The following is an 11200-nucleotide window of genomic DNA, read 5'->3' as shown; positions in this document are numbered from 1 at the left end:
GCGTGTTGAGCTTCGACAGCGCCGTGTACAGCGTGGTGGTCTTGCCGGAGCCGGTGGGGCCGGTGACCAGCAGGATCCCGTGCGGCTGCTCGAGCACGCGCTGGAACTGCGGCAGGAACCGGTCGGTGAAGCCGAGCCGCTGGAAGTCGAACACCACGGTCTCGCGATCGAGCAGGCGCATCACAACCGATTCGCCGTGCGCGGTGGGCATGGTCGAGACGCGCAGGTCGAGCTCCTTGCCCTGCACCCGCAGCATGATCCGGCCGTCCTGCGGCAGGCGGCGCTCGGCGATGTTGAGGCGGGCCATGATCTTGATCCGCGAGATCACCGCGGCGGTCAGGTTCTGCGGCGGGCTTTCGCCCTCTTCGAGCACGCCGTCGATGCGGTAGCGCACCTTGAGCCGGTTCTCGAACGGCTCGATGTGGATGTCGGAGGCGCGCAACTCGACCGCGCGCTGGATGATCAGGTTCACCAGGCGGATCACCGGCGCCTCGGAGGCGAGGTCGCGCAGGTGCTCGACGTCGTCGACGTCGCCTTCGCCGGATTCCATGTCGCTGCCGGTCAGCAGCGCGCCCATTGCGCTGCGGCCCTGGCCGTGCCAGCGCTCGATCAGGTCGTCGACTTCCGAGCGCAGGGCCACGGCGGGGCGCACGTCGCGGCCACTGGCCAGGCGCACGGCGTCGAGCACGTACGGATCCTGCGGATCGGCGAGCAGCACCTGCACGCTGTCGGCGTCCTCGCCGACGATCACGGCGTGGAACTGCTGCATGAAGCGCAGGCTGAGCGGCGTCGCCTCGGGCGGCTCGTCTGGCAGGTCGCGGGCGGCGACCAGCGGCAGGCCGAGCACGCTGGCGGCGGTTTCGGCGTGGTCGCGCTCGGACAGGAGGCCGAGCCGGGACAGGAGGGCGAGCAGGCTGCCGCCGGTTTCTTCCTGGAGGCGGCGGACGCGGGCGAGATCGGGTTCCTTGAGGCGGCCGCGTTCGAGCAGGGCGGCGACGATGCGTTCGTCGGCGCCGTGGGCCTCCATGGCGTTGGCTTGGTTGGCGACTGCGTGCACGCCCATCCTCCTCGGACCCCGGACTCTATCAGGTCGTTCCCGGCCGCCTACCGGTTCAGCTTCGCTGGAAACGATGCCGGCTCAGGCTCCTGTCCGGCGCGGTGAGGGTTGCGTCCTGGCGTGCGCGGGATCAAAAGCGCCCCTCATCCGCCCCTTCGGGGCACCTTCTCCCCGCGGGCGGGGAGAAGGGAGTGATCGCCGCGAAGCAGGCGCGGTCCCACAACTCCTGGAGCGTCGCGGGAGGCGGGGGTGTGGACTGCAGGGGGCATGGATGCCCCCGCCGCGTGTCGGCACAGGGACGTGCCGCACGCGGCAGGCCACACCCCCGCCTCCCGCGCTCGCCAGGACGCCCCCTCACCGCGCCGGACCGAAGCCCGCGCCGGAAAAGTCCGGCAGAAAAGTCAGCCGATGGCGGCGCGGGCGTTGCGGAACATGCGCAGCCAGGGGGAGTCTTCGGGCCAGTCGCGCGGCGCCCAGCTGAAGTTGACCGTGCGTGGCGTGCGCTCGGGGTGTGGCATCAGGATGGTGACCCGGCCGTCCTCCGTGGTCAGCCCCGCGACCGCATTCGGCGACCCGTTCGGATTGGCCGGATAGCTCGTCGCCGGCGCACCGTCCCCGTCCACGAACCGCAACGCGACGCGTGCCGCCGCGGCATCGACCGGCGAATCGAACTCCGGCCGCCCCTCGCCGTGCGCCACCGACACCGGGATCCGCGAACCCGCCATCCCGCGCAGGAACAGCGACGGCGACTCCACCACTTCCAGCAGCGACAGCCGCGCCTCGTACTGCTCGCTGCGGTTGCGCAGGAACTTCGGCCAGTGCCGCGCCCCGGGCACGATGTCGCGCAACTGGCTGAGCATCTGGCAGCCATTGCACACACCCAGCGCGAAACTGTCGCCGCGGGCGAAGAACGCCTCGAACATCTCCCGCAGGTGCGGCCGTTCGAGGATGCTGGTGGCCCAGCCGCGGCCGGCGCCGAGCACGTCGCCGTAGCTGAAGCCGCCGCAGGCCGCGAAGCCGGCGAATCCCTCCAGCGTGGCGCGGCCGGCCACCAGGTCGCTCATGTGCACGTCGAACGCGCGGAACCCGGCACGCTCGAACGCGACCGCCATCTCCAGCTGCCCGTTGACGCCCTGCTCGCGCAGGATCGCGACCCTGGGCTTCGCACCGGTGGCGATGAACGGCGCGGCGATGTCCTCGGCCGGGTCGAAGCTCAGCCGCGGGCGCAGGCCGGGCGCGTCGAAGCGGCGCGCCTGCTCGCGCTCCTCGTCGGCGCAGCCGGGGTTGTCGCGCAGCCGCTGGATCGCGTGGCTCACCGACCACCACGCGTCGAACAGCTCGTCCCAGCGCCACTGCGCCAGCGTCTCGAAATCGTCGAGCACCCGGATCGATGGTGCGGTGGTCGGGCGCGCGATGCGCTGCGCACAGTCCACCAGCCCGTGGCGCGCGACCAGGTCGGCGAACGCGGCGCGGTCGCCGGCGGCGATCTGCACCACCGCGCCGAGCTCCTCGTTGAACAGGGTGCGGAACACGTCGCCGATGCGATCCGCGCCCCACCCATCGAGCACGATGTCCAGGCCCATGTGCGAGCAGAAAGCCATTTCCGCCATCGTCGCGAACGCGCCGCCATCGGAACGGTCGTGGTAGGCCAGCAGCAGGCCGGCCTCGCGCGCGTCGCGGATCAGTTCGAAGAAATTGCGCAGGCGCTGCGGATCCTCGAGGTCGGGCACGCCCAGGCCGTCGCCTTCGCCGCTGAACGCCGGCAGCGCGCCGCTGCCCTGCGTCGCGTCGGGGTGGCATTGCGCCAGGATCGAACCGCCCAGCCTCTGGCGCCCGCCGCCGAGCCCGATCAGCCAGAGTTCGCTGTCCACTTCGCGGTCCAGCAGCGGCGTCAGCTGCGCGCGCACGTCCTGCACCGGCGCGAACGCGGTCACCACCAGCGACACCGGCGACACGGACTTCCGCTCCGCACCGTTCCCCGCTCCACGTTCCCCGTTCGCTGCCCTCCACTGCGCCTGCATCGACAGCGAGTCCTTGCCCACCGGAATGCTCAGGTCCAGCTCCGGGCACAGCTCCAGCCCGAGCGCGCGGACCGCGTCGAACAGGCGCGCGTCCTCGCCATCGTGGCCGGCGGCGGCCATCCAGTTCGCCGACAGCTTGATCCGCGACAGCGACGCCACCGGCGCGGCGCACAGGTTGGTGATCGCCTCGCCCACCGCCATGCGCGCGGCGGCGGCGGGGTCGAGCAGGGCCAGCGGCGTGCGCTCGCCGATCGCCATCGCTTCGCCGGCGTGGCCTTCGTAATCGGACAGGGTGATCGCGCAGTCCGCCACCGGCAGCTGCCAGGGGCCGATCATCTGGTCTCGCGCGGTCAGCGCGCCGACGCTGCGGTCGCCGATGGTGACCAGGAACGACTTGGCCGCGACCGTCGGGTGCGCCATCACCCGCAGCGCCGCGTCGTGCAGCTCCAGCGAGCCGGTGTCCAGCGAAGGCCAGCGCGGAGGCGGCGGATGCGCGGTGTCGCGATGCATTTTCGGCGGCTTGCCGAAGAGCACGTCCATGGGCAGATCGATCGGCGCGTCGCCCGCGGGACGGCCTGGCGCTGCGCCGTAGCCCACCACCAGCCGCTCCTCCTCCGTCGCCACGCCCACCACCGCAAACGGGCAACGCTCGCGCAGGCACAGCGCGGCGAACTCGGCCACGCGCTCCTGCGGCAGGCCGAGCACGTAGCGCTCCTGCGATTCGTTGCACCACAGCTGCAGCGGCGACAGCGACGGGTCGTCGCTGGGCACCTGGGCCAGGTCGATGACGCCGCCGACGCCGGAGTCGTGCAGCAGCTCGGGAATCGCGTTCGACAGGCCGCCGGCGCCGACGTCGTGGATCGACAGGATGGGATTGGCCTCGCCGAGCCCCACGCAGCGGTCGATCACTTCCTGGCAGCGGCGCTCCATCTCCGGGTTGTCTCGCTGCACGCTGGCGAAATCCAGCTCCTCGGCGCTCTCGCCCGAGGCGACCGAACTGGCGGCGCCGCCGCCCAGGCCGATCAGCATCGCCGGGCCGCCGAGCACGACCACCGCATCGCCGGGCGACAGCCGACGCTTCTCCACCATCGTGCGGTCGATCGCGCCCAGCCCGCCGGCGAGCATGATCGGCTTGTCGTAGGCGCGGTCCAGGCCCTCGCCCTCGCGCAGCTCGAAGCTGCGGAAGTAGCCGCTGAGGTTGGGTCGGCCGAACTCGTTGTTGAACGCGGCCGCGCCGAGCGGGCCGTCGGTCATGATTTCCAGCGCCGGCGCCATGCGCGGGTTGAGCGGGCGCTCGCTTTCCCACGGCTGCGGCAACGAGGGAATGCGCAGGTGCGAGACGCTGAAGCCGCACAACCCGGCCTTGGGCTTGCCGCCGCGGCCGGTCGCGCCTTCGTCGCGGATCTCGCCGCCGGCGCCGGTCGACGCGCCGGGGAACGGCGCGATCGCGGTCGGGTGGTTGTGGGTTTCCACCTTGATGCAGAACGCGCTGTCGGCCAGCGGCTCGGCGCGGTATTCGTGCGTCTCCGGGTCCGGCCGGTAGCGGCGCGCGGGGTAGCCTTCGACCACCGCCGCGTTGTCGCTGTACGCCGACAGCGTGTGCTCCGGGGTGGCGATGTGGGTCTGCTTGATCATGCGGAACAGCGACAGCGGCTGTCCGTTGGCCTGCAGCTGGTCGCGCCCGTCGATGGTCCAGCTCGCGTTGAAGATCTTGTGCCGGCAGTGCTCCGAGTTCGCCTGCGCGAACATCATCAACTCGACGTCGGTGGGCGCGCGGCCTAGCTCGGCGTAGCGCTCGCGCAGGTACTCGAGCTCGTCGTCGGCCAGGGCCAGGCCCAGGTCCGTGTTCGCCTGCGCCAGGCGGTCCAGCGGGATCCGCGCCACCGCGCCGCGCGCGGGCGTCGCGAACAGCGCCGCGCCCTGCTCCGGGGCCTCCAGCAGCGACTGGGTCATCGGGTCGTGCAGCAGGCGCGCGACCGCCTCCAGCTCGGCGCGGTCGGCCGGGAGGCCGGCGAGGTCGATGCGGGTGCCGCGCTCGACCCGCTTCACCGGCAGCGAGGCGCCGTGCAGCAGCTCCGTGGCCTTGCTCGCCCATGGCGAGATCGTGCCCAGGCGCGGGACCACGAAGCGCGACGAGGCGCCGGCGGCCAGCGGCTGGCGCCCGGGGGCGGCCTGCAGGATCCGGTGCAGCACCGCGCCATCCGGTGCGGCGCCGGGTTCGGGCTCCACCCAGTAGGTGTACCAGGCGCCAAGCAGGCGCAGGTCCGGGGCAATGGCCGAGAGTCGCGATTGCAGCCGATCGCGGCGGAACGGCGACAGGGCCGGGAGGCCCTCGAGGACGATCATGTCCGGCGGGAAACCGTGGCTAACGGGCCGCCATTGTACCTAGGGGCTGCCGGTGGCGGTGCTGGCCACGGGCGTCTCGCCCTCGGCCAGCTTGTCCAGCGCCGCGCGCAGCCGGTCCGGCGGCAGGTAGCCGCCCAGCGCGGTGCCGTCGGGCGCCAGCACCAGCGGGGTGCCGGTCAGGCCCATGCGCTGGCCGAGCTTGTACTGCATGGCGACCGGGTTGGTGCATTCGCGGTACGGCACTGGGCGGTCGTTCTTGGCGTCGGTGAGGGCCTGCTTCGGATTGGCCGAACACCACACCGCCACCATCTTGCGGTAGTCCTCGCTGCCCAGCCCCATGCGCGGGAAGGCCACGTACTGCACCGCGATGCCCTCGGCGTTGATCTTGTCGATCTCGCTGTGCAGCTTGCGGCAGTAGCCGCATTCGACGTCGGTGAACACGGTGACCGTGTACCTGGGATCCTTCGGCGCGAACACGATCCGGTCCTTCAGCGGCATGTCGCGCATCAGCTCGACCCGCAGCGACTTCATCGCTTCCTCGCCCAGGTCCTTGCGCGCGGCGATGTCGTAGGCCGAGCCCTGGATCAGGTACTTGCCGTCGTTGCTGACGTAGACCACCTGGCCGGAGACGATCGCTGCCTGGAAGCCGGGGAACGCAGCGTCGTCGATGCGTTCGATCGGCATGTCCGGGTCGAGCGTGTGCAGCGCGGCGCGCGCGCGCGCGGCGGGCGTGCCCGCGGCGGCGGTCGCGGCGCCGGCGGCGGCGGTGGGCTTGGCGCCTGCCTGGGCGGCGGCGGGGGCGCCGGCATCGCCGGCACAGGCGCCCAGGCTGAAGCCGGCGAGCGCGAGGAACAGGAGCGTCTTCATGTGCGGCATTGTCGCACGCACGGGCCGGCGCCGGGCACGCCCGTGGCCGCCGCTCACCCGCGTGGATGGTGCCGCTGGTGCAGGCGCTTGAGCTGCTCGCGCGCCACCAGGGTGTAGATCTGGGTGGTCGAGAGCGAGCTGTGGCCCAGCAGCATCTGCAGGGTGCGCAGGTCGGCGCCGTGGTTGAGCAGGTGGGTGGCGAAGCTGTGGCGCAGCCCGTGCGGGCTGATCCGCGCCGGGTCGATGCCCGCCGCGGCGGCGAGCCGCTTCACCAGCGTCCAGAACTGCTGCCGGGTCGGCGGCTCTCCGCCGGGAGTGAGGAACAGCGCCGGCGAGGCGCGCGAACCCGCCAGCACCGGGCGCGCCGAATCCAGGTAGCGCTGCAGCCAGTGCTGGGCTTCCTCGCCCAGCGGCACCAGGCGCTCGCGCCCGCCCTTGCCGCTGATCCGCAGCACGCCCTGGCGCAGGTTCACCGCGGTCGCGGGCAGGCCGACCAGTTCGCTGACGCGCAGGCCACAGGCGTACATCAGCTCGAGCATGGCGCGGTCGCGCAGGCCGTCGGGCGTGGCGGTGTCGGGCGCGGCGAGCAGCGCCTCCACCTGGCTTTCCGGCAGCGCCTTGGGCAGCGCGCGGTCCAGCTTCGGCGCTTCCAGCAGCGCACTGGGATCGTCCTTGCGCAGGCCACGGCGCAGCGCGTGCGCGTAGAACGCGCGCAGCGCCGACAGCAGGCGCGCATTGCTGCGCGGCTTGTAGCCGTCGCGGGTGCGCGCGGCGAAATAGTCGAACAGGCAGGCGCGGTCGGCGCCGGCGAGGCCGCCGCCGCGGCCATCCAGCCAGCGGGCCAGGCCCTCGAGGTCGCGGCGGTAGCTGGCCAGGGTCTGTCGCGACAGCCCGGCTTCGGCCCAGCTGCTGTCGAGGAAGGCTTCGATCGCGGCCGCATCGGCCTCGCGCAGCGGCGGCAGCGCCATCGCGTGCTGGCGGCGGTCGGCGGCGGTGCGCGCGGCCATCAGCCGTCGCCCTTGGCCTTGCGTCGCGGCTCGCGCAGCAGCCGGGTGCCGCTGGCGCGATCGTGCCAGGCCAGGCGGTCGCGGTCGACCCAGGCCCACCAGAAACCGAGCCCGGCGGCCAGCAGCGACAGCGTGCCCACCGCGTAGCGGATGCACAGCGCGCGCCATGACGGACGCCCGCCATCGGCGGCGACCACCCGCAGCCGCCACGGGCGCATGCCCAGGGTCTGGCCGCCGCCGCGCCAGCTCAGCACCGCGTAGCCGCCGGCCACCAGCCAGCACACCAGCCACAACAGCCACTGCAGCGGGCTGAACGGGGCGATGGTCTCGCGCGGGGCGTGGTGGCCGAGGAACTGGAAGCCGACGGTGAACAGTGCCGACGCGAGCATCCACAGCGCGACCACCGGCAACGCGTCGTAGACCAGCGCCAGCACCCGCCATCCCACCAGCGCCCTGGCCCGCGGCATCCCCTCGTTCATGCGCCCATTGTAGGGAGCGTCAGCCCGAGCGGCGCTGGAACAGGACCGCGGAGACGCCGAGCATCAGCACCGGCGGCAGCAGGTAGGCGACGCGGTAGTCGAACTTGAACACCCCGGCCATGCGCACGAACTGCGTCTGCAGCAACCAGAACCCGAGCGCGAACACGATGCCGACGAACAACCGTCGCCCGAGGCCGCCACTGCGCAGGGTGCCGAACGCGAACGGCACCGCCGCCAGGCACAGCGCCAACACGTTGAACGCATAGAACCAGCGGCCCCAGTAGGGTTCCTCGAACTCGCTGGCGTCCAGGCCGTTGCGGCGCCGGTACTCGATGCTGGAGCGCAGCGCCGAGGAACTCAGCGCCGAGGGACGGACCACGCTGGCGGCCAGCGCGGTCGGATCGAGCTGCGATTCCCAGCGCTCCGCCAGCGATTCGGTCTGGGTCACCGAGCGCGGCTCGAACCAGGTGCGATGCACGTCGTGCAGCAGCCAGCCACCGTCGCGGTGCTCGGCGGTGGCGGCGCGGGCGATCGATTCCAGCCGGCCCTCGTCGTCGAACTCGTACAGGTGCACGTCGCGCAGTTCCAGCCAGCTTTCGTCGCCGCGGCTCTGCTCCTCGCCGCTGCCGGCGTTGAGGAAGGTGTTGCCCTCGCGCGCCCACAGGCCGGAGTACTGGGCCACGATCAGGTCCGGCGAGCGCGCCGAAGCCTTCAGCGCATCCGCGCGGCGCTGGCCCCACGGCGCCAGGGTCTCGCCATTGAGCACCATCAGCGCGGTCAGCACCGCCAGCGCCATCGCCACCGCCAGGCCCAGCCGGCGCCGCGACAGGCCGAGCGCGCGCAGCGCGGTCAGTTCCGAGGTGGTGGCGAGCTGGCCCATGCCCATCAACGTGCCGATCACCGCCGCGGTCGGGAACAGGAAATACGCCCGCCGAGGCACCGTGTAGATCACGTACACCAGGGCCGAGGAGAAGGTGTAGTCGCCCTCGCCGATGTCGCCGATCTCCGGCATCAGTCCGCCGATGACGAAGTCCAGGCCGACCAGCACCGCCCAGGTCACCAGCACGGTGCCGAGCAGCACCCGGCCGACGTACAGGTCGTGGATGCGCGGGAAGGTGGTCCCGGGGATCAGCTTCATGCCGACCTCCAGGGCGCGCGCAGCGGCCGCCGCAGGCGCCCGTCGGTGAAATACATCCACAGGCCCAGTGCCAGCAGCGGCAACACCAGCCACCACAGGCCCGCCGCCTGCGGCAGCTTGCCGCCGGCCAGCCAGTCGGTGCCGAGCATGGTCAGGTTCATGCCGACCAGGTAGGCGAGGAAGCCGAGCAGCACCCGGCCGTAGCGCGATTGCCGCGGCGGGCTGCGCGCCAGCGGCACCGCCAGCAACGCGAAGGCGAGCGCCAGCAGCGGCGGCGCGATGCGGTAATGGAGCTGGGCGCGGGTGTCGGGACTGGGGTCGCGCAGCAGCGCGAGCGTGGGCATCGCCTCCGGGTCGCGCTTGGGCTTGGCGTCCTCGCGCTGCGGCATCAGCAGGTCGTTGGCGGCATAGCGCATCAGCCGGAAATCACGCCCGGTCTCGCGCGGCCCTTCGACCCGGAAGCCGTCCTCCAGGCGCAGGAACCGGTCCTGGCCCTGCTGGCTGGTGGTCGCGGTCCTGGCGCTGGTGACGTCGAGGCGGTCGCCCGACTGCCGGTACACGAACACCCGCTCCATCCGGGTGCCGTCGGCCGACATCGCGCCGACGTAGACCACGCCACCGCCGCCGGGCAGCTCGGTGAAGCGCCCGGCCTCGAGCCCGGCGACCAGCACGTTGCGGTTGCTCTCGGCGATCAGCGCGGCCGAGGTCGCCTTGGCCCACGGGCCCAGCCACAGCGACAGCACCGCGATCACCCCCACCACCGGCAGCACCAGCAGCATCAGCGGCCGCAGCATCCGCCGCGGGCCGACCCCGACCGAGCCGAGCACCGGCATCTCGGCGTCGCGGTACAGCCGGCCCACCGCCAGCAGCAGCCCGAGCATCAGCCCCAGCGGCAGGATCAGCGGCAGATAGCGCAGGGTCTGCAGGCCGAGCTGCGAGAGCATCATCGCCGCGGGCACCCGCCCGGCCGCGATCTGCGCGAGCACGTTGGCGAACAGGCCGCCGAGGCTGACCATCAGCAGCACGACCAGCGCGGCGAAGGTGGCCTGGCCGAATTCGCGCAGAAGGTAGCGGTCGAGCAGCGGCATCGGGGTCCTTGGCTGGGGGAATCCAGGGGCTTGCTTTAGAATCGACGGCTTCCGTCCAAGCGCAGCCGCGCCATTGTACGGAAACCCCCATCGTCTCCCCGTCGGAACCCCGGATGAGCCTCGACACCCGCCTGAGCCGCGAAGCCCCCATCACCGCCAACGTGGATTGCGTGGTGGTCGGCGCGTTCGCCGACGCCACCTTCACGCCGGCCGCGCAGGCCATCGACGCCGCCTGCGGCGGGCGCCTGCGCGCGCTGGCCGAGCGCGGCGACCTCTCCGGCAAGCCCGGCAAGACCATGCTGCTGCACGACCTCGATGGGGTCGCCGCGCCGCGGGTGCTGGTGGTCGGGCTCGGCGAGCCGGCGAAGTTCGGGGTCGCCCAGTACCTCAAGGCCGTGGGCGACGCCGCGCGCGCGCTCAGGACCGGCCCGGCGGCGTCGGCGCTGCTGACCCTCACCGAAGTGGCCGTGCCCGGCCGCGACGCGGCCTGGAACATCCGCCAGGCGGTGGTCGCCGCCGACCACGCCTGCTACCGCTACACCGCCACCCTGGGCGCGAAGAACAAGCGCCGCGAGGAAACCGGGCTGAAGGCGCTGGCCGTGACCGGCAGCGCCAGCGGCGCCGGCGACGAGCAGGCGCTGGCCCAGGGCCGCGCGATCGCCGCGGGCGTGGCGTTCGCGCGCGAGCTCGGCAACCTGCCGCCGAACGTGTGCAACCCGGGCTACGTGGCACGACAGGGCCGCGAGTTCGCCGCCCGCGTCGGCGGCAAGGTTTCCTGCGAGGTGCTGGACCGCGAGCAGATGCAGGCGCTGGGCATGGGCTCGCTGCTGGCGGTCGCGCAGGGCTCGGCCAACCCGCCGCAGCTGGTGGTGATGAAGTACGACGGCGCCGGCAAGGACGACAAGCCCTACGTGCTGGTCGGCAAGGGCATCACCTTCGATACCGGCGGCATCAACCTGAAGACCCAGGGCGGCATCGAGGACATGAAGTACGACATGTGCGGCGCGGCCACGGTGCTGGGCACCTTCGTCGCCGCGGTCGGCATGCAGCTGCCGGTGAACCTGGTGTGCATCGCCGCCGCCGTCGAGAACATGCCCGACGGCAACAGCTACCGCCCGTCCGACGTGCTCACCAGCATGTCCGGCAAGACCATCGAGGTCGGCAACACCGACGCCGAGGGCCGCCTGATCCTGTGCG

8 protein-coding genes are annotated in these 11200 nt (G+C 72.3%); 1 reads left to right on the top strand and 7 read right to left on the bottom strand.

Annotated features, from left to right (window positions below; genetic code table 11):
* From ACIY1X_RS19870 to lptF, 7 genes are all read right to left on the bottom strand, one after another.
* Positions 1 to 1057, bottom strand: a 1057-nt coding sequence (locus ACIY1X_RS19870) for a GspE/PulE family protein (RefSeq protein ID WP_399683845.1), incomplete at its 3' end; no start/stop codon positions are given.
* A 401-nt stretch (positions 1058 to 1458) separates the two neighbouring features.
* Positions 1459 to 5424: a phosphoribosylformylglycinamidine synthase gene (purL, locus tag ACIY1X_RS19865; protein ID WP_399683842.1), complete on the bottom strand. Its 3966-nt coding sequence runs from the start codon at positions 5422 to 5424 to the stop codon at positions 1459 to 1461.
* Between the two features lie 39 nt (positions 5425 to 5463).
* Positions 5464 to 6291: a DsbC family protein gene (locus ACIY1X_RS19860; protein WP_399683839.1), complete on the bottom strand. Its 828-nt coding sequence runs from the start codon at positions 6289 to 6291 to the stop codon at positions 5464 to 5466.
* Between the two features lie 53 nt (positions 6292 to 6344).
* On the bottom strand, positions 6345 to 7244 hold the full coding sequence (gene xerD / locus ACIY1X_RS19855; protein ID WP_399683847.1) for a site-specific tyrosine recombinase XerD: 900 nt from the start codon (positions 7242 to 7244) through the stop codon (positions 6345 to 6347).
* 53 nt (positions 7245 to 7297) lie between these two features.
* Positions 7298 to 7777 carry an RDD family protein gene (locus ACIY1X_RS19850; protein ID WP_399683836.1) on the bottom strand — a complete coding sequence of 160 codons (480 nt, stop codon included), beginning with the start codon at positions 7775 to 7777 and terminating at the stop codon, positions 7298 to 7300.
* A gap of 19 nt (positions 7778 to 7796) precedes the next feature.
* Entirely contained in the window at positions 7797 to 8915 is a 1119-nt protein-coding gene (gene lptG, locus ACIY1X_RS19845) for an LPS export ABC transporter permease LptG (protein WP_399683833.1), read from the bottom strand.
* A complete protein-coding gene (lptF, locus tag ACIY1X_RS19840) occupies positions 8912 to 10003 on the bottom strand; it encodes an LPS export ABC transporter permease LptF (protein ID WP_399683830.1) in 1092 nt (363 codons plus the stop codon). The genes lptG and lptF overlap by 4 nt, the downstream gene beginning before the upstream one ends.
* A 113-nt stretch (positions 10004 to 10116) precedes the next feature.
* Here lptF and ACIY1X_RS19835 point away from each other — a divergent pair.
* Positions 10117 to 11200: leucyl aminopeptidase (locus tag ACIY1X_RS19835; RefSeq protein ID WP_399683828.1), on the top strand; the 1084-nt coding region annotated here is incomplete at its 3' end.

The sequence above is a fragment of the Xenophilus sp. genome (genome assembly GCF_044462705.1).
GTDB lineage: Bacteria > Pseudomonadota > Gammaproteobacteria > Burkholderiales > Burkholderiaceae_C > Xenophilus > Xenophilus azovorans.
The sequence above is the reverse complement of the archived record's forward strand: the minus strand, read 5'-3'. Positions and strand labels throughout refer to the sequence as shown.